Origin of the sequence: Actinomycetospora sp. NBC_00405 (genome assembly GCF_036044095.1) — a bacterium.
Taxonomy (GTDB): Bacteria; Actinomycetota; Actinomycetes; order Mycobacteriales; family Pseudonocardiaceae; genus Actinomycetospora; species Actinomycetospora callitridis.
The window spans coordinates 450,563-470,719 of record NZ_CP107938.1 but is presented as its reverse complement, the minus strand read 5'-3'; the positions used below and the strand labels follow the sequence as shown (position 1 = coordinate 470,719).

The following is a 20,157-nucleotide window of genomic DNA, read 5'->3' as shown; positions in this document are numbered from 1 at the left end:
TTTGCGATCAACCACGAGGTTGTCAAGGAGCCGTCGTCGAGCACCCGGTCGGACGCGGTGATGGAGTGTGCGCCATGACGGACGGCGCGACCACGATCGTCACGACCCCCGAGCAGGAGCGACTGCGCGGGGAGGTCCGCGAGCTCTGCGCGGGGTTCCCCGACTCCTACTGGCGCGAGCGCGACCGCGCACGGGAGTACCCCGACGCCTTCGTCGATGCGTTGACCGAGGCCGGGTACCTGGCCGTGCTGATCCCCTCCGAGTTCGGCGGGGGCGGGCTGGGGATCACCGAGGGCTCGATCGTGCTCGAGGAGATCAACCGCTCCGGCGGGCACTCCGCGGGGTGCCACGCCCAGATGTACACGATGGGCGCGCTGCTCAAGCACGGTTCGGAGGCCCAGAAGCAGACGTATCTGCCGGCGATCGCGGACGGGACGCTGCGGCTGCAGGCGTTCTCGATCACCGAGCCCGAGGCCGGGTCGAACACCACCGACATCGCCACGACCGCGGTCCGCGACGGCGAGGACTACGTCATCAGCGGGCACAAGAACTGGACCAGCCGCATCGAGCAGTCCGACCTCGCCCTCGTGCTGGCCCGCACCACCCCGCGCGCCGACGACCCGGCCGAGCGCACCCGCGGGATCAGCCTGTTCCTGGTCGACCTGCGCGCGATCCGCGCCGAGCAGCCCGACACGCTGCACGTCACCCCGGTGCGCACGATGTTCAACTACGCCACCAACGAGGTCCGCTACCACGACATGCGCGTGCCGGCGTCGGCGCTGATCGGCGAGGAGGGCCAGGGCTTCCGCTACGTGCTCGACGGGTGGAACGCCGAGCGCATCCTGCTCGCCGCCGAGGCCGTCGGCGACGGCTACTGGTTCATCGCCCGCGCCACCACCTACGCCAACGACCGCGAGGTGTTCGGCCGCCCGATCGGGGCGAACCAGGGCGTGCAGTTCCCGCTCGCCCGCGCCTACGGGCAGGTCACCGCCGCGGACCTGATGCGCTACCGCGCCGCGGCGCTGTTCGACGCCGGCGAGAAGTGCGGCGAGCAGGCCAACCTCGCCAAGCTGCTGGCCAGCGAAGCCAGCTGGCAGGCCGCCAACGCCTGTCTGGACACCCACGGCGGCTACGGGTTCGTCGACACCTGGGACGTCGAACGCAAGTTCCGCGAGACCCGGCTCTACCAGGTCGCCCCGGTCAACAACAACCTCGTGCTCGCCTACCTCGGCCAGCACGTCCTCGGCCTGCCCCGCTCCTACTGAGCAGGGAGGGCGACCCACGGCCTCAGCGCGCCTGGGCGCGCCGGGCCGCGGCGATGACCTCGGTGAGCGCGCCGTGCAGGTCGCGCAGCTCGGGGAGCTCCATGTCGAGGCGCTCGACGATGGCCGGCGGGATCTGCTCGGCCTGCGCGCGCAGCGCGACACCCGCCGGGGTCAGGCGCACGGCCAGCGAGCGCTCGTCGCCCGGGTCACGCTCGCGGGTGAGGTAGCCGGCGACCTCGAGGCGCTTGAGCAGCGGCGAGAGCGTGCCGGGGTCGAGCTCGAGCCGGCGGCTGAGCTCCGTCACCGACAGCGGCGCGTCCTGCCAGAGCGCGAGCATCACGAGGTACTGCGGGTGCGTGAGGTTCATCGGCTCGAGCAGCGGCCGGTACACCGAGATCACGGTGCGGGCCGCGACCGCGAGCGCGAAGCAGACCTGGTTCTCGAGGGCCAGCGGATCGAGCTCCTCCAGAGCGGTGTCGCCCATCCCACGTCCCCTCGTCGCCGCTTCGTTGTCATAATACTGGTGTGCAAACCATTGGTGCACCAACGATGGAGACCGATGTGACCGTCCGCCGCCCGAACCCCCTGCAGTGGCTCTGGTACGCCTTCGGGGGGACGTTGCCGGCGCGGTACGCGCCGTGGGTGCTGCACGACACCACCTGCCGCACGTGGTGGCTGCGCCACGTCCTGCGCGCGGTCGTGCAGATCTCCCCGTTCGTCATCGCGATCGTCGTGCTCGTCCCCGGTCCGCTCTGGCTGCGCCTCATGTGCTCCCTCGGCGGGGCGATCATGGGTCTGATCTTCTCGATCAGCTACCTGCACGAGACCGCCGAGCACCGCCTGGTCAAGGCCGGTTACCCGGCGGGCACCGGCCCCGCGACGCGCGCCGAGCGCACGGCCGAGAAGGACGCCGCGGCGGCCGAGCGCTACGCCGCCCGGTACCGGACCCCGCCGGGCGACTGACGACCCTGCACACATCGGCCTCGAGCACACCGGCCTCGGGCACACCAGCCACGGGCACACCGGCCACGGGCACACTGGGCACGTGACCACGCCCGACACCCCCGCCGGGGACGACCCCGACACCGACGACGACACCGTCTTCGAGCAGCTCGACGAGGCCGAGTCCCTCGACAACCCCGACCTCGACGATCCGCTCGACGAGGGCGTCTCCCCGAACGAGCAGCCCTGGGGCACCACCGCCTGGGGCGTTACTCCCGAGGAGGAGGAAGAGGGCGAGCCGCTGGCCGGCCGCCTGCGCCGCGAGGTGCCCGACGACGAGGACACCGACGACGGCGACGGCCTCGGCGACGAGTCCGACACCGACGGCGAGCTCCGCGACGACGAGGTCGGCGACGAGCGCTCCGGGCGGCTCGTCCTGAGCGAGGGCGGCGAGGACTTCTTCGCCGAGGACATCGGCGTCGACGGCGCAGGGGCGAGCGCCGAGGAGGCCGCGATCCACCTGGTGGACGACGAGCGCTGACCCGCGCTCAGGCGACCAGGCCCACGACCTCGTCGGCCACGCCCCACGACACGGTGACGCCCACCCCGCCGTGGCCGTAGGCGTGGACGACGCCCCGGTCGTCGACCTCGACCCGCGGCGACGGCCGCACCGGGCGCCACCCGACCTCGCGGCCGAGCACCCGGGCGCCGGCGAGGCGCGGCTCGACGGCGATCGCGCGGGCGAGGATCTCCTCGGCCACCTGCGCGTCGGGGGTCTCGTCGTCGGGCGGCAGGGCCGCGCCGCCCACGACGACGCGACCGGGGTGCGGGAAGACGTTGGTCCAGCGCGGGCCGGCGACGACCTCCATCTCGAACTCCTCGATGCCGGCGTCGTCGAGCACGACGTGGACGCCGCGCACCCCGGTCACCGTCGGGTCCCCGGCCAGCACCCCGGCGCCGCTGCCCGCAGCGTTCACCACCACGGGTCCGGGCTCCGCAGCGTCGGCGAGGTCGGTGAGGTCGGTGAGGTCGGCGACGTGCCGCTGCTCGACGACGACCCCGAGCCGCGCGGCCCGGTCCGCCAGGTGGGCGAGGTAGGTCGGCATGTCGGCGAACGGGAGGGTGACGGCCATGCCGACGCGGCCCCGCGTCTCGTCCGGGCCGAGCGCCCGGAAGTCCGGGAGCACGCGGGCCCACGGCGGCAGCTCGTCGGCGACATCGACGTGGATCCGGCCGTGGCGCCGGTGGATGCCGGTCGCGGGGTCCTCGGCGAGCTCCTCGAAGACCGGGGTGGAGCGCTCGGTCCACGCCGTCACCGGGTCGGCGGGTCCGGCCCCGCTGATCCCGAGCATCGCGCCGGCCGCCACGGACGTCGTGTCCTCCACCGCCCGGTCGGTGAGCACCCGCACCCGGTGACCCGCCTCGGCCAGCCGGATCGCGCTCGACAGGCCGATCACCCCGGCCCCCACCACCACGACGTCGCTCATGGTCGACATCATGGCGTCACCGGCCGGGGCGCGACTTGGACGAATCCGATCAGCGCGCCAGCTCCGAGAGCGTGACCGCCGCCAGCCCGCGTCGCCCGGTCCGCGCGAGCAGGGCGTCGACGGTGCCGGCGACCGGCTCGCGTCCCGGCCCCTCGTGCAGGACGACGACGGCGCCACGCCGGACCACCGCGTCCAGCCACCGCGCGGTCCCCGCCGTCCCGGCGCCGGCCCCGGCGACGGCCACCGCGCTGCCGAGCACGGCGTGCAGGCCCTCCTCCTCGGTGATCGCGAGGTGCTCCGCCGTCGGCCACCCGGAGCCCGGCCGGAACCACCGCACCGGGGCGTGCGCCTCCAGCGTCCGCTGGGAACGCCGCAGCGACGCCCGGAACGCCTGCTCCGGAAGGCGCCAGCTCGGCTCGTCGCGCCAGGTGTGGTTCCCGAGCTCGTGGCCCTCCCCCACGAGGCGGGCGACGAGGTCGGGGTGGCGCTCGGCCCGCTCGCCGAGGACGAAGAACGTCGCGCGGGCGCCCCGCCGGGCCAGTACGTCCAGCAGGGCCGGGGTCGTCGACGGGTCGGGTCCGTCGTCGATCGTCAGGGCGAACCGTGGCGCCCGCGTCGGGACGACGAACAGCACCCGCCCGCGCAGGACGGGGCCGAGCGCACGAGCGAACACACGGGCGAACGGAGCCACGGGTTGATCCAACTCCTGCGGGGGCACTAGGGCGGTATGAGCGAAGCGAGCCGGGTGTGGCGGGTGGACGTCGACGGCAGGGAGTTCGAGATCGAGGTCGACCACAGCACGTGGACCGGCGGCATCGAGGTGCGCCGGAACGCCGAGGTGGTCGCGACCGGCCGGTTGTGGCTCACGGCGAAGCGCTTCGAGGTCCCGATCGGCACCAGCACGGCGCTGGTCGAGGTCGAGTCCGCCTACGCCGGGTTCGCCGCACGCAGCGAGCTGCACCTCGACGGGCGCTACGTCGAGCCGCTGCGGGGCTGAGCAGCCCGACCGCTGGACCCGCCCGCCGGACCCGCCCGCTCACTCGCCCCGGAACGTCGCCTTCCCGTGGCCCTGCTCGACGAACGACGCCATCGCGTCCTGCAGGTCGGCGGTGGCGAACAGCTGCCCCGCGGCGCCCGGCGTCACGCGGTGGGCCGCCTCGAGGCCGCCCTCGGCGAGGTGGCGCAGGATCTCCTTGGTGGCCGCGTGCGCCCTCGTCGGACCGGCGGCCAGGGACGCCGCGAGCTCGCGGGCGGCGTCGTCGAAGCCGTCCTCGGGCAGCAGGCGGTCGACCACGCCCCACCGCTCGAGCTCCTCGGCGCCGAAGCGCCCGGCGGTCATCACCAGCAACCGCGCACGCCCCGGGCCGGCGCGCTCGGCCAGGCGCTGCGTGCCGCCCATCGCCGGGGTCAGGCCCACGGTCGCCTCGATCAGCCCGAACGAGGCGCGCGGGCTCGCGACGATGAGGTCGCACGCCAGGGCCACCTCGAACGCCCAGGTCAGCGTCAGCCCGTGCGCGGCGAAGACCGTCGGGAACGGCAGCCGGTGGATCCGCCGGCCGAGGTCGACGAGCTCGTCGAAGTAGCGGGTGCCGGCGTCGACGTCACCGGCCTGCGCCATAGGGTGGAAGATCTGCTTGACGTCGACGCCGCCGCTGACGACCTTGCCCTCGGCGCGCACCAGCGCCGCACGGGGCCGTGCGCGCTCCAGCTCGGCGACGGCGTCGCGCAACGCCTCGTGCAGGGCCTGGTCGTAGAGGTTCAGCGGCGGGTGGTCGACGGTCACGAGGGCCAGGCCTGCGGGATCGACATCGACCGTCACGGGGCGGGTCGTCATGACCGGAGAACCTGCCCTACCCGCGCCGGCCGAGCAGCGCGAGCAGCTCGTCGCGCGCCGTGTCGCCGGCGGGAGCGACCGGCTCGCCCCACAGCCCCGCCCCGGTGAGCATGATCGGGTCGCTGCGGATGTAGGCCAGCGCGCGGTCGACGCCCACCTCGTCCAGCGTCTCGTCGAGCCCCGCCCCCCGGGCGAGGTCCCACTCGTGCACGGTCAGGTCGAGCAGCATCTGCTCGGCGTACTCCCCGACCGGGAGCCACCCGAACGACGTGTGCACCTGCGCGGCGTGCCCCTCGGTGGCGATCCACAGCGGCCGCGACCGGGCGACGGCGCGCCGCCACGTCCCGGCCGGGTCGCCCTGGAGCAGATCGCCGTCGTACCGGTCACCGACCTCGTCCATCGGCGTCCCGGCCAGGACGTGCGACGCCCAGAGGTGCTCGAAGCAGAGGTGGCCGACGAGATCGCGCACGGACCACTCGGAGCAGGGCGTCGGCGCGTCCCAGGCGCCGGCGGCATCCACGTCCCGGACCCGGATCGTGAACCGGTCGATGGCAGCGGGCACCAGTGCACGGGGGTCGGTGCTGTGGGGGTCGGCGCTGTGGGGGTCGGCGCTGTGGGGGTCGGCGCTGTGGGGGTCGGCGCTGTGGGGGTATGGCATGGGCACGACCCTCCTCGCCGGGACCCGCGTCTGGGAAGCTCACCGGCGATGGCCGACGTGCACGACGTCCGTCGACTCGCCCTGGGGCTCGACGGCGTGGAAGAGATCGACAGCGACGGCTTCGACTTCCGCGTGGAGGGTCGGGGCTTCGTCTGGTCGTACCCGGACCGCAGCGGCGGCCGCCGGGTGCTGCGCACCGACGTCGCGGTGCTGTTCGTCGGCGACGAAGCCGAGCGCCAGGCGCTGCTGCTCGGCGAGCCCGACCTGTTCTTCTCGACCCCGTCCTACGAGGGGTTGCCGCTGGTGATGCTGCGTCTGGAGAAGGTGGACGTCGCGCGGCTGACCGAGCTGGTCACGGACGCCTGGCTGATGCGCCGCGAGCGCTGAGGTCCGGCGCGCCCGGGAGGCACGCGGTCATCCGCACCGTCGTCCCGTCCGACGGATCGCTGTGGATCTGCACGAGGTCGCACAGCTGGTGGGCGAGGCTCAGGCCGTACCCGCGGCCCTCGGCGGGGCCGGCGCGGTGCCGCCCGACGAGGGGGTCGGGGATCCACCCGCTGTCCTGTACCTCGCACACCACCGCGGCGGGCTCCTCCGCGCCCCGGCCCGGCTCGCGCGTCCACAGCGCGAGCAGGCCCGGACGCCCGGTGTGCACCACGGTGTTCACCGCGACCTCGTAGGCGGCGAGGCTCAGGTCGGCGGCGCGGTCCTCGTCCAGCCCGGCGCGCAGCGCGTGCTCGGCGACGGCCCGGCGCACCACCCGCGGCCCGTCCGGTGCGGCGAACACCAGCGTCTCGCCGATCTCCTCGGGCTCGGCGAGCGGTCCGCTGACCCACTGCGCGAGCTCCGCGGGGTCGGCGTAGTGCGTGCTCGCCGAGCTGGTGCCCCGCTCGAGGATGACCGGGTGCGTGCGTTCCGCGTCGGCCACCACCGCCGGGGCGAGCGCGGTGGTGTCGTACGGGCAGAGGACGGTGGCGGGGCGGTCCGCCAGCGCGACGTTGATCAATGCCTCGTGCTGCACCGCCGCGGCGTACTCCGCCGGGCTGCGGCCCGCCCAGATCGGCTCGCCGATGATCCGCACGCGGTTCCGGCCGGCGTGCTCGTCCACGAACGCCCGCAGCACGCCGGCGATGATGCGCCCGGGGTTGCGGCCGGCGACCGTCATGTCGTGGAAGACGACGTCGCAGGCCTGCGGGCCCAGCGCGGCGTGCACGAGGTCGAGCCGGTGCGGCGGCGCCGCCATCATCACCGGCTCACCGGCGTCGAGCCCCTCGCGCAGGAAGGGGACGGTGCCGGCGAGGTAGGCCTCGTCGTCGGCGTAGAACAGCGCAGGATGGATCAGCGTGTCGGCACCGCCCTGACGGTGCCGCCCGTGCTCGTCGTCCGCGCTCATCCTCGCCGTTCCGGCCGCCGCCTCCTTGACGGACGACATCCTGCCTGGTCCCGAGTCTGAACACCGCCTCCACCCGCCGCTTTCCACCCGGATACCGGCGAGCGGCGCAGCCGCAGCGGTGGATGCCCGAGAGCCTTCCCCCGACCGCACCAGCCGAGCACACTGCCGGCGTGGACGAGGGGACGATCGACGACGCCCTCGACGGGCTGCGCGCCGACGGCACGCTCGCCCGCCCGGGACGGCGCTGGCTCGGTACCGGCGAGCCGGGAACCACGACTTCTGTGGTGTGAGCCGTGATGTGAGCTGTTACCGGCGGCCCTTGCTCTGCCAGTAGCCAGGGCCGGGGGTGTCGACGGTGTGGCGCCGGCTCTTCGCGTTCCAGGACCAGCGTCCGGCGCCGAGTCCCCAGCTGACGCCGTCGGGCCCGGCGTGGAGCCGGACCGGGCCGAGCTTGAACGTCCGCCGCAGGTGGTGGCGGGGGTGGACGTGGGGCAGCAGTCGGAATCCCATGGAGCCTCCTTCGTCGTCAGGACAACGGCTGCCCCGTGGGCGGAGTTCCCGAACGCCGCCAGAGAGACGAACCGGTCAGGCGAACAGGTGCCCGCGGACCAGGCCGCCGTGCACGGTGCGGACGAAGACGACGACCCACGCGGCGAGGAGCACGACGTAGAGCACGACCGCGGCGCCGGCGAGCGCGGGCAGCGGGAGGCGGGCGGCGAGGGCGCTGGTGCCGGTGACGCAGGTGCCGACGGGGAACGTGAAGCTCCACCAGGTCAGCGAGAACGGCAGGCCGCGGCGGGCGGTGCGGATCGTGACGGCCGTGGCGAGGGCGAGCCAGAGCATCGCGAAGCCCCAGACGGGCACGCCGTAGAGCAGGCCGAGCACCGCGGCCCCGGTGGCGTAGGGCTCGGGCAGGCTGCCGGCGGCCTGGCCGCCGAGCAGGTTCGCGGCGGTCACCGACTGGCCGAGCGGGCCGAGCACGATCCACATCGTCGGCACCGCCGCGGCCGGGCCGGTGCCGTGGACGACGAGCTTGTGCCAGATCTGGGGCAGGATCGCGAGCGTGGCGAGCAGGCTCATCCCGAACATCGCGTAGCAGGCCAGCAGCAGCGTCGTCCGGGCCGTGCCCGCGTCCAGGTGCGGCAGGAGCAGGGCCCCGTCGGCGGCCGAGACCATGGGCGGCACCACCGGCATCAGCCAGCCGCCGAACACGCCGTCGGCGCCGATCTCGTGCTCGGTGATCATCCGGTACGGGATCCAGACGGCCGTGACGAGCCCGATCGCGGTGCCGACACTCCAGAGCACGCTGCTGGCGGCCACCGCCGCGCCGACCCCGAGCACCGGGCCGCCGAGCAGCACGGTCCCGGCGCCGACGGTCATGACGGCCATCGCGACCGCCCCGAAGGACTGGGCCGTCACCGGGTTGCTCGCGTGGCGGCGGGCCGCGGCGGGGTGACGCAGCCAGTGCACGGCCCACGCCGCGACGAGCGCGACCAGCAGCACCGACGCGAGGCCCCAGACGACGGTCGCGAACACCCGCAGACCGGGGACGGCCACCGGCAGGCCGGCCGCGGCGCCGCCGACGACGCCGGTGCCCATGACGCTGGAGAACCAGTTCGGGCCGAGGTTCGCGACCACCGCGCCCGGTCGCTCGAGGTCCCGCAGGAGGAGGCGCGGACGAGCGACCGGGGCCGTCGTGGGGGCCGTTGCGAGAGCAGCCGTGGGGCTCGTCGGTCGCTCGTCGCTCATCACCGTCATGACAGGAATGCTGGTGCCGGGCGACGTCCCCGAGTAGGTGGCCCGACCTCGTGCACCCATAAGCTGCGGTTGTGCCCCTCCCGCCCCGGGTGGCCGACCTCGGCCCCTACGACCTGCTGCTCTCGGTCGCCGAGCGCGGCAGCATGGGCCGGGCCGCGGCGGCGCACGGCGTCTCCCAGGCGGCCGTCAGCGCCCGCGTCCGCTCGCTGGAGGCCGCCCTCGGCGTGACGCTGCTCGAGCGCTCCCCGCGCGGGACCACGCTGACCCCGGCCGGGGCGCTCGTCGCGGGGTGGGCGCGCTCCGCGGTCGACGCGGCCGAGGCGCTGGAGGCCGGGATCGCCTCGCTGCGCGCCGAGCAGTCGAGCCGGCTGCGGGTGGCCGCGAGCCTCACGGTGGCCGAGTACCTGCTCCCCCGCTGGCTGGTCGCCCTGCGGACCCGCAACCCCGGCACCGCGGTGTCGCTGTCGTCGCAGAACTCCACCGACGTCGCCGCCGACGTGCTCGCCGACCGCGCCGACGTCGGCTTCGTCGAGGCGCCGACCGTGCCCGACGAGCTCGACGCCCAGGTCGTCGCGCGGGACCAGCTCACCGTCGTCGTCTCCCCCGACCACCCGTGGGCGCGTCGCCGGCACGGGATCGACGCCGCCCGCCTGGCCACCACCCCGCTCGTCGCGCGCGAGCACGGCTCGGGGACGCGGTCGCACCTCGAGCGGGCGATCGGTCCGCTCGCCGAGCCCGTCCTCGAGCTGGCCTCGACGACGGCGATCAAGAACGCGGCGGCGGGCGGGGTGGCGCCCGCGGTGCTCAGCTCGCTGGCCGTCGCCCCGGACCTCGCCGCCGGCACCCTCGTCGCGGTCCCGGTCCGCGGGGTGGCGCTGCACCGCGCGCTGTCCGCCGTCTGGCACCGCGGCCGCCCGCTGACCGGCCCGTCGGAGGACCTCGTGCGGATCGCGACCGGGTCGAGCTGAGACCGAGCCGCCGGTGCGGCCTGGGCGTTCCCCGGGACACCGGGCGCTCCCTACGATCACGACCATGACCGACGACCTCGCCTCCCGGGTCGCCGGGCCCGTCCTGCACCCCGGGGACGACGGCTACGCCGACGAGCTCGCAGGCTTCGACCTCGCCGTCAGCCAGCGCCCCGCGGTCGTTGTCGGCGCGACGGGGGCCGCCGACGTGATCGCGGCCGTGCGGTACGCCCGGGACGCGGGGCTCGCGGTCGGCGTGCAGGCGACCGGTCACGGCATCACCGTCCCCGCCGACGACGCCCTGCTGATCACCACCCGGCGCGCCGACGCCGTCCGGGTCGACCCGTCCGACGGCACCGCGTGGGTCGACGCCGGCGCGATCTGGAGCCGCGTGCTGCACGAGGCGGCGCCGTTCGGCCTGGCCCCGCTCGCGGGCTCGGCGCCGGCGGTCGGCGCCGTCTCCTACACCCTCGGGGGCGGGATCGGGGTGCTCGGCCGGCGCTGGGGGTTCTCCGCCGACCACGTCCACCGGCTCGACGTCGTCACCGCCGACGGCGTCCCGCGTCGCGTGACCGCGCAGGACCACCCGGACCTGTTCTGGGCGCTGCGCGGGGGCGGCGGGAACGTCGGGGTCGTCACCGGGATGCAGGTCGGGCTCGTGGAGCTCGCCGAGGTCTACGGCGGCGGGCTGTTCTTCGCGGGCGAGGACGCCGGCGTGGTCCTGCCCGCCGTGGTCGCCGCCTGCCGCGACGCCCCCGACGAGGTCAGCCTGTCGGTGGCGATGGTGTCGTTCCCCGACCGCCCCGCCGCGGGCCCCCTTCGTGGCCGGTGGTCCTGCTGGGTCCGGGTCACCTCGTCGGGCACCCCGGCGCGGTGCGAGGAGGTCATCGCGCCGGTCCGCGCGGCCGCCACACCGTTCCTGGACACGGTGCGGACGATGCCCGTCACCGACCTCGGGACGATCCACAACGACCCCGTGACCCCGACGGCCACGAACAGCCACTCCCTCACGCTGCGCCGTGTCGACGCCGACACGGTCACCGCGCTGCTGCGCCACGCCCGGCCCGACACGCCCTTCGTCATCGAGGTGCGCCAGCTCGGCGGCGCGCTGGGGCGTCCGCCCGCCGTCCCGAACGCGGTCGGGCACCGCGGGGCGGTCGCCACCCTCTACGTCACGGCCTACCCGCACCCCACCGGACCGTCGGCCTCCGACGGCGCCGCGGAGCGGGCCCTGCTCGCCGACCTCGCGCCGTGGAGCGACGGCGGAGCGCTCGTCAACTTCCTCGCCGGCGCCCACGTCAGCACCGACGACGTCCGCGCCGCCTACGAGCCCGACCTCTGGGACCGCCTCGTCGAGATCAAGACGACCTGGGACCCGCGCAACGTCTTCCGGATCAACCACAACGTCCCGCCGGTGCGGCAGGACGCCGGGGTCACGCCGCCGTCGCCTGCACGACCTGCGAGCGGTAGCCCTCGATGATGTCCATGAACTCGCGGTGCTCGGCCGCCGGGACGCCCAGGAAGCTCAGGGTCGCCGCGATCTCCATCGCGACGGCGTCGAAGCCCGCCTCGTCGATGGCCAGGTCGTCGTGGGCCTCGACCATGTCCTCGCCGACGTAGCACGTCGGCCCGCCCGTGGCCTCGATCGACCACGCGGTCACGAGGAACTTGTAGCCCGGGGCGTTCGCCGCCACCCCGTGGTGCGCGTGGACGGCCTGGTTCGCGTTCACCGCGGCGTTCTCGAAGAGCCGGTCGACCAGGACGTCGACCGCACCGGAGATGCCGTAGACGCCGCCGAGACGGTCGAAGAGGGTCTGTTCCGCCATGACCGGGTCCTCCCCCGAGGTGACCGCCGGTGACGTGGTGGACCGGCGGCGTGATCACGCTCACTGTGGCCGACGGGCCGTCCTCCGGTCAATGGTGCACAACCGATTACCGGCCGGCCGGGACCCCGGCGGGTAGGTCGCGGGCCCGGGCCGCGTCCCGGTGCCGCAGCAGCATGCGCCGCCCCACCAGCACCCCGATCCCGGCGATCAGCATCGCGACGGCCGCGACGATCCAGGCCGCCGCGAAGGAGATCCCGGTGGCGAGCAGCCCGAACCCGACCGGACCGAGGCACCCGCCCGCGTAGACCCCGACCTGCACGATCGCGGTGGCCGCCGCCGGGGCGGAGGGGTTGAGGCGCACCACGGCGAACTGCAGCAGACCGGGCCACGACCAGCCGAGACCGAAGCCGAGGACGGTGCCGACGACCAGGGCCACCGACCCCGGGACCGCGAGGAGGACCACCCCGGCGGCGCCGAGCAGCAGGGAGCCGGCGACCACCGCGACGTGACCGCCCGCGCGCCGGTCCGCGAGCCAGCCGTGGAGCATGCGCATCACGACGGCGACGACGCTGCCGAGGGTCAGGACGAGGCCGGCGAGGCCCGGCGCCACGCCCTGGTCGACCGCGGAGGCCACCAGGAAGATGCTCAGGCCGGTCGAGCTCGCGGCGCCGAGTCCCGCCGCGATCCCGACCACGGCCAGGGCCCCGGTCGCGCGGTCCGCCTTCCTGGCGGCCGAGCGCTCCTCCGGGCCGGACCCGCGGGGCGCGACGGCCAGGGCGCCGAGCGCCATCCCGGCCGCGATCACGTACGCCCAGCGCCATCCGACGGTCAGACCCACGGCGGGCACGGCCAGGCCCGCGAGCAGCGTCGCCAGCGGGACGCACGCCTGCTTGACCCCGAACGACAGCCCGAGGCGACGGGCCGGCATCGCCCGCGCGAGCGTGAGGTTCGTGCTGAGCTGGCCCATGACGTTGGTCCACGCCCCGAGCAGCACGATCCCCACGACGGCCGCGTAGCTGCGCGCGAGGGCCGCGATCAGCAGCATCGAGATCGCGGCCCCCACCAGCGCGATCCGGCTCGTGCGCCGGGACCCGAGCTTCTCGACCAGCTTCCCCACCGGGAGCGACACCAGCGCGGACACCCCGAAGTACGCCGAGACGATGAGGCCCAGCGCCGCCGGGTCGAAGCCCAGCTCGGCACCGACCTGCACCGAGAGCGCGCCGAGCAGGAAGATCGGCAGCACCGTCGCGGTGGTGATCGCGACGGCACCGGACCCGACGCGCACCGCCGACTGCTGCTCCGTCCCCGGCTGCGCTGGCTGCTCTGGCATCGTGAGCAACGCTAACCGAATCCCGGGGCCTGTGGCGCCGGCTGAGCAGCGTCACACAGCCGCGTCACACAGCAGCGGTGCCGATCAGCCCCTTGCGCGTCACGAGTGCGGCGAGCTCCTGCTCGGACAGGCCGTCGGTGCCCTCCGGACGGCGCGGCACCACCATGTAGCGCGTCTCGGCGCTCGCGTCCCAGACGGTGATGCGCACGGCGTCGGGCAGCTCGAGGCCGAACTCGCGCAGGACACCGCGGGGGTCACGGACCACGCGCGACCGGTAGGCCTCGCTCTTGTACCAGGTCGGCGACGGCCCCAGCAGCGACACCGGGTAGCACGAGCACAGCGTGCAGACGACGACGTGGTGCTCGTCGTCGGTGTTGGCGACGGCGACCAGCGGCTGCACCTGCAGGCCCGCCGCCATCGACATCCCGAGCTCCTCGATCGCGGTGCTCGCGTCGGCGAGCAGGCGCCCGCGGAACCCCGGGTCGACCCAGGCCCGCGCCACGATCGCCGCGCCGTTGGCCGGGGAGCCGCCGGCGGCGAACGCGTCGATGCGCTCGTCGAGCTCGCCGTCCGCCAGCCACCCGCGCTCCTCCAGCAGCGTCTCCACGTGCCGGACCCGTGCGGCGAGAGGGCCGTCGTCGTGCGTGGTGCTCATGTCGGTCGTCCCTCCGCGGCGGGGTGCAGGTGGGCGGGCTCCAGGTAGTCCTCCCACAGCTCGACGACGACGGCGTGGTCGCGCCCGTCCTCGCCGGGGCCGAAGAGGTCGCCGGCGGCGAACCGCACCTGGTAGACGGCGCGCGGGCTCGACGCGAGACCCTGCGCGCGCTCGTCGGCCAGCGGGTGCCGCCCGCAGGTGCCGACGATCTCGCCGCACACCCCGCGCGCGTAGCGCGGCAGCCGGGTGTGCCCGGGCGGGTCGGCGGTGCGGGTCCGGACGCGGTCGCCCGGCGCGAAGCGATCAGCCACCGGCGAGTTCCTCCGGCGTGGCGATCCCCTTCTCCGCGAGCAGCGTGGTGATCGCGTGGAACCACTTCTCGTAGTACGAGGACGCCAGGTACTCCGCAGGCGGCATCCGCTCGATGGCGTCGCGGAACTCGTCGAGGTTGTAGACACCACGACGCAGCAGCACCCCGTTGAGGGCGAAGACGTGCGCCTCCCAGTCGGCGTGGAACGCCGGCTCGTCGGGCTCCTCGATCACGGCCGGGAACCCGACCATCCCGCCCACGTCGTTGATGCGACTCACAGGCCGTTCCTACCGCAGACGGGCCCGGATGTGAGGGGTACAGATGTGAGGGGTCCAGAAATACCGAAAGGCTGTGATCCCGCGGGTATGAGGCGCGGGATCACAGCCCGGCAGGTCGGAGGCGCACCCTGACGGCGGCGTCCGACCAGGCCAGTCCGGAGGAGTCTCCGGGAAGGCTGGGGAAGATCAGGCGGGGCGGACCGAGTCCGCCTGGGGGCCCTTGGCGCCCTGGCTCGACTCGAAGCTCACCCGCTGGTTCTCCTCGAGGGAGCGGAAGCCGCCACCCTCGATGGCCGAGTAGTGGACGAAGACGTCCTTGCCGCCGTCATCCGGGGCGATGAAACCGAAGCCCTTTTCGGCGTTGAACCACTTGACTGTGCCGTCGGACATGCATCCTCTTTTTCAGGTCGGACAGAGCGGGCCTCGCCCGCTCTCGAGCGTTGCCCGATCCACTCGAGACACGGCACGGAAATGTGGCGAGCTGTGCGAGCGGGTCGATGTCAACATGATCCACGAAGCTCAGAGCACAGCGAGGACTACGAGACGGCAACGGGATCAACGTATCAGAGCCGTCCGGAGTCGTCGGTGGCGCCGGGCTGAACGCGAGTCGACGGGGCCTCCGCACGAGTAGCGTCCCCGTGACCCCGACCGAGGGCGAAGCCGGCGAGCCGGTCGGGGACCCCGTGCGCGACGGCGTTCCACACCGCCGCCTGGCCCGCGGTCATCGGCGCAGCCGGGTGGTCGCCGCGGCGGTGGTGGCCATCGGGATCGTGCCGGGTCGACCTGTGAGGCGCCGCGACCTCAGTGCCCGTGTCCGTGCCCGTGCCCGTGCCCGTGGTCCTCGCCGTCGGCGTGGTCGTGCCCCGAAGGGCGCTCGGCGAGCAGCGCGGAGCGCTCCGCCACCGCGGCGCCGGGCAGCGTGCCCGCCGCCACCAGCCGGTCCTCGAGGGCGCCGAGCCAGCAGCGGTAGTAGTGGAAGTCCTCGCCCGGCGCGTGGTCGGCCTCCCAGGCCGCGATGCGGGCGACCAGGGCGTCGCGGAACTCGTCCCAGGTGAAGACGCCGTCGTCGGCGAGGGTCACCGCCATCCCGAACGCCCGGCTCTCCCAGGGCTCGACGAAGACGAGCTCGCCGTTGGACCGCGGTGGGGCCGCCGCGCCCGCGACGTCGAGCACCGCGGTCACGGGGCGCTCACGGCGCTGACGAGGGCGACCCCGACCATCGCGTCCCGCGTGACGATCCCGGCGAGGGCCTCGGCGTCCCAGTCCTCGGTGCCGGCGGGACGCTGGGGCACCACGAGGTAGCGCACCTCGGCGCTGGAGTCCCAGACCTGGATGTCCTTGCCCTCGGGAACCTCGAGCCCCATCTCGCGCAGCACCCGGCGCGGCGTGCGCACGATCCCCGCGCGGTAGGCGGGGTCCTTGTACCAGCTCGGCGGCAGCCCGAGGATCGGCCACGGGTAGCAGGAGCACAGGGTGCAGACGACGACGTGGTGGACGTCGTCGCTCTGCTCGACGACCACCATGTGCTCGCCCTGCGGCCCGCCGTACCCCATGTCCTTGATGGCGGCGGTGCCGTCGCGCAGCAGCCACTCGCGGTACTCCGGGTCGGTCCACGCGCGGGCGACGACCTTGGCGCCGCCCCGCGGGCCCACGTCCCGCTCGTAGGTCGTGATGAACTTGTCCATCACCGCCGGGTCGATCAGCTCGCGCTCGACGAGGAGCTGCTCGAGCGCCTCGGTGCGCAGGGCCGGGGAGAGACGGTCGGAGATGTCTCCTGCAGGGGCGTTCACTGCGGCTCCAGGTAGCTCTCGAACAGGTCGACGTGCAGGGTGAAGGGCTCGGCGTCCGGGCCCCACAGCTCCGTGGAGGCGAACCCGACCGTGTAGACGTGCTGGGCGTTCTCGCCCTCGAACACGGCGTGGGTGTCGGGCAGCACGTGCGCGGGACGGACCGCCGTCACGGTGCCCGAGCGCCGGCGCACGTACGCCGGGAGCTTCGTCGGGCCCTCGGGCTGCAGGTCCTTGGTCGCGACCGCGTCGCCGACGGCGAACGCCGGCGCCCGTTCGACCTCGCGCAGCGAGCCCGCCGCGGTGGGCTTGTAGTCGGGGCGGTCCGGCTCGGGGAAGGCCGGCTCCGTCACGTCCTCGCCGAGGTTGCGCCGTGCGCGGGCGTCGACGGCCCCCGGCGCGAGGATCCGGGAGTCGGTGAGCATCAGCTCGGCGGCGTTGAGCCACCGGCCGTAGTAGCCGTCGACGAGGTAGTCGACGGGGTGCAGCCGGCCCAGGGCGTGGCGGAACGCGTCGAGGTTGCGCCCCGAGATCCGCCCCATCGTCAGCACCGTGATGGCGAAGCTCCGGCCCTCCCAGGGCTCGGCGAAGGGTGGTTCGTCGGTGGGGACCTGCGCGGGCCCCCACCCCTGGGTGCCACCCATGTCGGCGATCGAGTCCATGCTCGCGGGGCCTCCTCGGAGCTGATCGGCCTGCCGCCCTCCATCATGTCGATCTCGAGCATGCCGTACCGCCGCTACCCGGCGGTCGCCACGCGGAGCGGCAGCAACGAGCCGTCGGCACCGCGCTCCCTGGCACGCGCGTCGACGTCGGCCTGGGAGCAGAACCCGCGACCGCTGCGCTTGAGGCACAGCAGACCGAGGAGGGCGCCCTGCGGATCCACGACCGCGAGGCGGCGGCGGCCGACCATCGCTCGCCAGGTGGCGACCAGGTCCGCGTCCGGCCCGACAACCCGGCCGGCGAGCCGGCCCTGCTCGTGCGCCGGAGCCCGCCCGTCGGCACGTTCGAGGTCCGGACGCTCCACGACGGCGAGGAGGACGCCCGACCCCACGACCAGCAGAGCGTGGAGGTGGTCGTCGGCGAACATCGCACGTGCGTCCGCGACCGAGGTGTCCGCGGCGCACACCCTCGGGCGCCGGAGCATGACGTCGGCGACGACCGCACCGTCCGGGACGGCGTCGCTCCGGCAGACCCTCACGCGCGTGCGGGGCATGCCAGGCCTCCTGGGTGCCGACGATCTACAGGCCGGCGAGGGGTTCCTGCGTCAGGTCGTCCTCGATCTTCTGCACCTCGACCAGGTTGTCCGAGTAGACCCCGGCGTTGCCCAGCTCGTTGTGACGATCGAGCGTGATCGTGTTGACGGTGCTGCCCGACGCCTTGTTCTGCCAGTGTCCGACGTTCGCCATCACGAGGCCCGTCATGACGACGTCGTCGAGCACCGCTGGGCCCTCGAAGCTGCCGCGGTCGTTGAACACGCGGACCATCTCCCCGTCGATGATGCCGCGCTCGGCGGCGTCGTCGGGGTGGATCCACACCCGCTGGTCGCCCTGGGCCCGCTGCTTGCTCTCCGCATTGGCGTACTGACTGTTGAGGAAGGCGTGCGGCTTGGGCGAGACGATGTTCATCGGGTACTTCTTCGCCAGCTCCGGGTCGGAGTCGGGCGACTCGAAGGGCGGCACGTAGTCCGGCAGGGCGTCGATCTCGCCCCCGGGCTGCATCGCCTCGTACATCGAGCGCCACACCGGCACCACGAAGTTGCCTCCCTCGGCGAGGCTCGACCGGAACTCACACTTGCCCGACGGCGTCGGGAAATTGCCCTCCGCGTGCGGAGCGCGCTCGTGGGGCAGCCCGACGTTCAGCCGCGCCCAGCCGGTCTCCTTCAGCGAGTCGTAGGTGATCCCCTCGAGGGCGGGGGCGTCCCAGTCATGGAAGTCGCGGAGCATCTGCTCGTCGGTGCGGTCCCAGTAGTCGTCGGTGAAGCCCATCGTCCGCGCGAGCCGGCGGAAGAGCTCCGAGTTCGGGACACACTCGCCGGGCGGTGTGATCGCGGGCTGGTTGAGCGAGATGTAGAGGTGCCCCCAGGTGACCATGATGTCGAGCTGCTCGGCCTGCATCGTCGCGGGCAGCACGAGGTCGGCGAACTTCGCGGTGTCGTTGACGAAGTGGTCGCTGACCACCGTGAACAGGTCCTCGCGCATCAGCCCGGCCATGGTCTTGGCCTGCGCCGGCCCCTGGGAGACGGGGTTGGAGTTGTAGACGAACAACGACTTGATCGGCGGGTCGAGCTCCATCTCACCGGTCAGCGCCATGCCGAGGTCCAGCTCGTTGATCACCCGGGTGCCTTCGGGGATCCATTCCGGCATGCAGATCTTGTCGAAGAGGGTCGGGAACTCCCAGATGGGCATCTCCATCGTGCCGCCGCCGACGTGACGCCACGCGCCGACCAGGGCGGGCAGCGAGGTGATCGCACGGATCGCCTGGCCGCCGCCGCGGCTGCGCTCGATGGCGACGCCCTGGCGGATCGCCGCGGGCTGGGACGTGGCGTACTCGCGGGCGAGCGTCCGCACGTCCTCGGCGGGGACGCCCGTGATCTCCTCCACCCGCTCCGGCGGGTAGTGCGCGGCCCGCTCGGCGAGCTCGGAGAACCCCACGGTGTACTTATCGACGTAGTCGGTGTCGACCAGGCCCTGCGCGACGATCTCGTGGATCATCCCCATCGCCAGCGCGCCGTCGGTCCCGGGGCGGACACGGATGTGCCAGTCGGCCTGCCGGGCGGTCCGCGTCCGCACCGGGTCGATCACGACGATCTTGGCGCCGTTGTTCTTGCGGGCCTCGAGCAGGAACGGCCAGCCGTGGAGGTTCGTACTGGTCATGTTCATACCCCAGACGATGATGTACTTCGAGTGCGCCATCGACTCCACGTCGAGGCCACCCGTGCCGCCCACCGTCATGTGCCACGCGGTCGAGGAGCCCGACTCGCAGTAGGTCTTCTCCGCGACGCTCGAGCCGAGACGGTTGAAGAACGCGTCGCCGGAGGTGAGGCCGTTGATGACGCCCTGATGTCCGAGGTAGGCGTGCGGCATGATCGCCTGGCTGCCGTACTCGTCGATGATCGCGGTCCAGCGCTCCCGGATCTCCGCGAGCGCCTCGTCCCAGCTGATGCGCTCGAACTCGCCGGCTCCCTTGGGCCCGACTCGCCGCATCGGGTGCATCAGACGGTCCGGCTGGTAGTGGTGCTCCGGGAAGTCCTTGAGCTTGACGCAGAGCCCACCCCTGGTCATCGGGTGCTCCGGGTCGCCCTTGACGTCGATGAGGCGGCCGTCCTCGACGTGGTAGAGCATTGCGCAGGTGTCCGGGCAGTCGTGCGGACAGGCACCTCGGATGATCGTCAGATCGAGACCGGTGGTGGCGGCGTCCCGGGCGAGCGTCATGATCGCGTACCTCCGCGTGGCGGTGTCGGGGGTCCTGCGGGACGGGCGGAGCCCGTCGAGCGCTGTCCCAGTCACGCAGCGGGGAATTGCGCACTCATGACGCGACGGGTAACGCCGTGTAAATCGGGAATCGATATCTGCATCTGCAGGCATACGCGGGCGGGGCCGCTACGAGAACGTTTCTCTGCGGTGAACCACCTGGTCAGAGACTCAGGACGACCAACCGTCAACAATTGCA

Annotated in this window: 26 protein-coding genes; 7 read left to right on the top strand and 19 right to left on the bottom strand. The window is 73.6% G+C overall.

All coding sequences use genetic code 11. The features are described 5' to 3' along the window. Positions 1 to 74: 74 nt before the first annotated feature. Positions 75 to 1,265: an acyl-CoA dehydrogenase family protein gene (locus tag OG774_RS02325; protein ID WP_328306325.1), complete on the top strand. Its 1,191-nt coding sequence runs from the start codon at positions 75 to 77 to the stop codon at positions 1,263 to 1,265. Positions 1,266 to 1,287: 22 nt separating this feature from the next. Here OG774_RS02325 and OG774_RS02320 read toward each other — a convergent pair whose 3' ends face one another. Further along, positions 1,288 to 1,749, bottom strand: a complete 462-nt coding sequence (locus OG774_RS02320) for a MarR family winged helix-turn-helix transcriptional regulator (RefSeq protein WP_328306324.1) — start codon at positions 1,747 to 1,749, stop codon at positions 1,288 to 1,290. Positions 1,750 to 1,814: 65 nt separating this feature from the next. Between OG774_RS02320 and OG774_RS02315 the strand changes: the two genes are divergently transcribed. Then, complete coding sequence (locus OG774_RS02315) at positions 1,815 to 2,228, top strand: DUF5313 family protein (RefSeq protein WP_328306323.1); 414 nt, start codon at positions 1,815 to 1,817, stop codon at positions 2,226 to 2,228. Between the two features lie 82 nt (positions 2,229 to 2,310). Beyond that, on the top strand, positions 2,311 to 2,748 hold the full coding sequence (locus OG774_RS02310; protein ID WP_328306322.1) for a DUF5709 domain-containing protein: 438 nt from the start codon (positions 2,311 to 2,313) through the stop codon (positions 2,746 to 2,748). 7 nt (positions 2,749 to 2,755) lie between these two features. Here the strand turns inward: OG774_RS02310 and OG774_RS02305 are convergent, their stop codons facing one another. Then, a complete protein-coding gene (locus OG774_RS02305; RefSeq protein WP_328306321.1) occupies positions 2,756 to 3,694 on the bottom strand; it encodes an FAD-dependent oxidoreductase in 939 nt (312 codons plus the stop codon). 49 nt (positions 3,695 to 3,743) lie between these two features. Further along, entirely contained in the window at positions 3,744 to 4,367 is a 624-nt protein-coding gene (locus OG774_RS02300; protein ID WP_328306320.1) for a polysaccharide deacetylase family protein, read from the bottom strand. Positions 4,368 to 4,421: 54 nt separating this feature from the next. Here OG774_RS02300 and OG774_RS02295 point away from each other — a divergent pair, with 54 nt between their 5' ends. After that, positions 4,422 to 4,691, top strand: a complete 270-nt coding sequence (locus tag OG774_RS02295; protein WP_328306319.1) for a hypothetical protein — start codon at positions 4,422 to 4,424, stop codon at positions 4,689 to 4,691. A gap of 39 nt (positions 4,692 to 4,730) precedes the next feature. On the opposite strand, the gene OG774_RS02290 is transcribed toward OG774_RS02295, so the two are convergent. Then, on the bottom strand, positions 4,731 to 5,528 hold the full coding sequence (locus OG774_RS02290; protein WP_328306318.1) for an enoyl-CoA hydratase/isomerase family protein: 798 nt from the start codon (positions 5,526 to 5,528) through the stop codon (positions 4,731 to 4,733). A gap of 16 nt (positions 5,529 to 5,544) precedes the next feature. After that, positions 5,545 to 6,186 carry a TIGR03086 family metal-binding protein gene (locus OG774_RS02285; RefSeq protein WP_328306317.1) on the bottom strand — a complete coding sequence of 214 codons (642 nt, stop codon included), beginning with the start codon at positions 6,184 to 6,186 and terminating at the stop codon, positions 5,545 to 5,547. Between the two features lie 48 nt (positions 6,187 to 6,234). Here OG774_RS02285 and OG774_RS02280 point away from each other — a divergent pair, with 48 nt between their 5' ends. Further along, entirely contained in the window at positions 6,235 to 6,573 is a 339-nt protein-coding gene (locus OG774_RS02280) for an MmcQ/YjbR family DNA-binding protein (RefSeq protein WP_274195401.1), read from the top strand. Here the strand turns inward: OG774_RS02280 and OG774_RS02275 are convergent. From OG774_RS02275 to OG774_RS02265, 3 genes are all read right to left on the bottom strand, one after another. Next, complete coding sequence (locus OG774_RS02275; protein WP_328306315.1) at positions 6,539 to 7,579, bottom strand: sensor histidine kinase; 1,041 nt, start codon at positions 7,577 to 7,579, stop codon at positions 6,539 to 6,541. The two genes, OG774_RS02280 and OG774_RS02275, sit on opposite strands and share 35 nt — an antisense overlap. A gap of 306 nt (positions 7,580 to 7,885) precedes the next feature. Then, positions 7,886 to 8,089 carry a DUF4236 domain-containing protein gene (locus tag OG774_RS02270; protein WP_274195404.1) on the bottom strand — a complete coding sequence of 68 codons (204 nt, stop codon included), beginning with the start codon at positions 8,087 to 8,089 and terminating at the stop codon, positions 7,886 to 7,888. A 75-nt stretch (positions 8,090 to 8,164) separates the two neighbouring features. After that, positions 8,165 to 9,337, bottom strand: coding sequence for a TDT family transporter (locus OG774_RS02265; RefSeq protein WP_328306314.1), 1,173 nt, complete (start codon positions 9,335 to 9,337; stop codon positions 8,165 to 8,167). 71 nt (positions 9,338 to 9,408) lie between these two features. On the opposite strand from OG774_RS02265, the gene OG774_RS02260 reads away from it, so the two are divergent. Both OG774_RS02260 and OG774_RS02255 read left to right on the top strand, forming a co-directional pair. Beyond that, positions 9,409 to 10,305 carry a LysR family transcriptional regulator gene (locus OG774_RS02260; RefSeq protein WP_328306313.1) on the top strand — a complete coding sequence of 299 codons (897 nt, stop codon included), beginning with the start codon at positions 9,409 to 9,411 and terminating at the stop codon, positions 10,303 to 10,305. 64 nt (positions 10,306 to 10,369) lie between these two features. After that, complete coding sequence (locus OG774_RS02255; protein WP_328306312.1) at positions 10,370 to 11,782, top strand: FAD-binding oxidoreductase; 1,413 nt, start codon at positions 10,370 to 10,372, stop codon at positions 11,780 to 11,782. Here OG774_RS02255 and OG774_RS02250 read toward each other — a convergent pair. The 11 genes from OG774_RS02250 to OG774_RS02200 form a co-directional block, all read right to left on the bottom strand. Then, positions 11,736 to 12,128 carry a group I truncated hemoglobin gene (locus OG774_RS02250; RefSeq protein WP_328306311.1) on the bottom strand — a complete coding sequence of 131 codons (393 nt, stop codon included), beginning with the start codon at positions 12,126 to 12,128 and terminating at the stop codon, positions 11,736 to 11,738. The genes OG774_RS02255 and OG774_RS02250 overlap by 47 nt on opposite strands. Before the next feature lie 106 nt (positions 12,129 to 12,234). Continuing rightward, positions 12,235 to 13,458, bottom strand: a complete 1,224-nt coding sequence (locus OG774_RS02245; protein WP_328306310.1) for an MFS transporter — start codon at positions 13,456 to 13,458, stop codon at positions 12,235 to 12,237. 64 nt (positions 13,459 to 13,522) lie between these two features. Then, the gene (locus OG774_RS02240) at positions 13,523 to 14,113 is read right to left on the bottom strand and encodes a nitrile hydratase subunit alpha (RefSeq protein WP_328306309.1); all 591 of its coding nucleotides are present in this window, start codon (positions 14,111 to 14,113) and stop codon (positions 13,523 to 13,525) included. Next, positions 14,110 to 14,424, bottom strand: coding sequence for an SH3-like domain-containing protein (locus OG774_RS02235; protein WP_328306308.1), 315 nt, complete (start codon positions 14,422 to 14,424; stop codon positions 14,110 to 14,112). The genes OG774_RS02240 and OG774_RS02235 overlap by 4 nt, the downstream gene beginning before the upstream one ends. Further along, positions 14,417 to 14,701: a hypothetical protein gene (locus tag OG774_RS02230; protein ID WP_328306307.1), complete on the bottom strand. Its 285-nt coding sequence runs from the start codon at positions 14,699 to 14,701 to the stop codon at positions 14,417 to 14,419. The genes OG774_RS02235 and OG774_RS02230 overlap by 8 nt, the downstream gene beginning before the upstream one ends. 186 nt (positions 14,702 to 14,887) lie before the next feature. Continuing rightward, on the bottom strand, positions 14,888 to 15,091 hold the full coding sequence (locus OG774_RS02225; RefSeq protein ID WP_274191308.1) for a cold-shock protein: 204 nt from the start codon (positions 15,089 to 15,091) through the stop codon (positions 14,888 to 14,890). A gap of 411 nt (positions 15,092 to 15,502) precedes the next feature. Then, a complete protein-coding gene (locus tag OG774_RS02220) occupies positions 15,503 to 15,883 on the bottom strand; it encodes a nitrile hydratase accessory protein (RefSeq protein WP_328306306.1) in 381 nt (126 codons plus the stop codon). Next, positions 15,880 to 16,491 (bottom strand): nitrile hydratase subunit alpha, encoded by a 612-nt coding sequence (gene nthA / locus OG774_RS02215; protein WP_328306305.1) that lies wholly within the window; start codon positions 16,489 to 16,491, stop codon positions 15,880 to 15,882. Before nthA ends, OG774_RS02220 begins: the two co-directional genes overlap by 4 nt. Then, entirely contained in the window at positions 16,488 to 17,150 is a 663-nt protein-coding gene (gene nthB, locus OG774_RS02210) for a nitrile hydratase subunit beta (protein ID WP_328306304.1), read from the bottom strand. The genes nthA and nthB overlap by 4 nt, the downstream gene beginning before the upstream one ends. A gap of 74 nt (positions 17,151 to 17,224) precedes the next feature. Beyond that, positions 17,225 to 17,701: a CBS domain-containing protein gene (locus OG774_RS02205; RefSeq protein WP_328306303.1), complete on the bottom strand. Its 477-nt coding sequence runs from the start codon at positions 17,699 to 17,701 to the stop codon at positions 17,225 to 17,227. A gap of 25 nt (positions 17,702 to 17,726) precedes the next feature. Beyond that, on the bottom strand, positions 17,727 to 19,919 hold the full coding sequence (locus OG774_RS02200; RefSeq protein WP_328306302.1) for a molybdopterin-containing oxidoreductase family protein: 2,193 nt from the start codon (positions 19,917 to 19,919) through the stop codon (positions 17,727 to 17,729). Positions 19,920 to 20,157: the final 238 nt, after the last annotated feature.

What these genes read in the sequence shown, in the direction of transcription:
- OG774_RS02325 (WP_328306325.1), top strand. Translation starts at nt 75, where the DNA reads ATGACGGACGGCGCGACCACGATCGTCACGACCCCCGAGCAGGAGCGA.
- OG774_RS02320 (WP_328306324.1), bottom strand. Translation starts at nt 1,749, where the DNA reads ATGGGCGACACCGCTCTGGAGGAGCTCGATCCGCTGGCCCTCGAGAAC.
- OG774_RS02315 (WP_328306323.1), top strand. Translation starts at nt 1,815, where the DNA reads ATGGAGACCGATGTGACCGTCCGCCGCCCGAACCCCCTGCAGTGGCTC.
- OG774_RS02305 (WP_328306321.1), bottom strand. Translation starts at nt 3,694, where the DNA reads ATGAGCGACGTCGTGGTGGTGGGGGCCGGGGTGATCGGCCTGTCGAGC.
- OG774_RS02295 (WP_328306319.1), top strand. Translation starts at nt 4,422, where the DNA reads ATGAGCGAAGCGAGCCGGGTGTGGCGGGTGGACGTCGACGGCAGGGAG.
- OG774_RS02290 (WP_328306318.1), bottom strand. Translation starts at nt 5,528, where the DNA reads ATGACGACCCGCCCCGTGACGGTCGATGTCGATCCCGCAGGCCTGGCC.
- OG774_RS02285 (WP_328306317.1), bottom strand. Translation starts at nt 6,186, where the DNA reads ATGCCATACCCCCACAGCGCCGACCCCCACAGCGCCGACCCCCACAGC.
- OG774_RS02280 (WP_274195401.1), top strand. Translation starts at nt 6,235, where the DNA reads ATGGCCGACGTGCACGACGTCCGTCGACTCGCCCTGGGGCTCGACGGC.
- OG774_RS02275 (WP_328306315.1), bottom strand. Translation starts at nt 7,579, where the DNA reads ATGAGCGCGGACGACGAGCACGGGCGGCACCGTCAGGGCGGTGCCGAC.
- OG774_RS02270 (WP_274195404.1), bottom strand. Translation starts at nt 8,089, where the DNA reads ATGGGATTCCGACTGCTGCCCCACGTCCACCCCCGCCACCACCTGCGG.
- OG774_RS02265 (WP_328306314.1), bottom strand. Translation starts at nt 9,337, where the DNA reads ATGACGGTGATGAGCGACGAGCGACCGACGAGCCCCACGGCTGCTCTC.
- OG774_RS02255 (WP_328306312.1), top strand. Translation starts at nt 10,370, where the DNA reads ATGACCGACGACCTCGCCTCCCGGGTCGCCGGGCCCGTCCTGCACCCC.
- OG774_RS02250 (WP_328306311.1), bottom strand. Translation starts at nt 12,128, where the DNA reads ATGGCGGAACAGACCCTCTTCGACCGTCTCGGCGGCGTCTACGGCATC.
- OG774_RS02245 (WP_328306310.1), bottom strand. Translation starts at nt 13,458, where the DNA reads ATGCCAGAGCAGCCAGCGCAGCCGGGGACGGAGCAGCAGTCGGCGGTG.
- OG774_RS02240 (WP_328306309.1), bottom strand. Translation starts at nt 14,113, where the DNA reads ATGAGCACCACGCACGACGACGGCCCTCTCGCCGCACGGGTCCGGCAC.
- OG774_RS02225 (WP_274191308.1), bottom strand. Translation starts at nt 15,091, where the DNA reads ATGTCCGACGGCACAGTCAAGTGGTTCAACGCCGAAAAGGGCTTCGGT.
- nthB (WP_328306304.1), bottom strand. Translation starts at nt 17,150, where the DNA reads ATGGACTCGATCGCCGACATGGGTGGCACCCAGGGGTGGGGGCCCGCG.
- OG774_RS02205 (WP_328306303.1), bottom strand. Translation starts at nt 17,701, where the DNA reads ATGCCCCGCACGCGCGTGAGGGTCTGCCGGAGCGACGCCGTCCCGGAC.
- OG774_RS02200 (WP_328306302.1), bottom strand. Translation starts at nt 19,919, where the DNA reads ATGACGCTCGCCCGGGACGCCGCCACCACCGGTCTCGATCTGACGATC.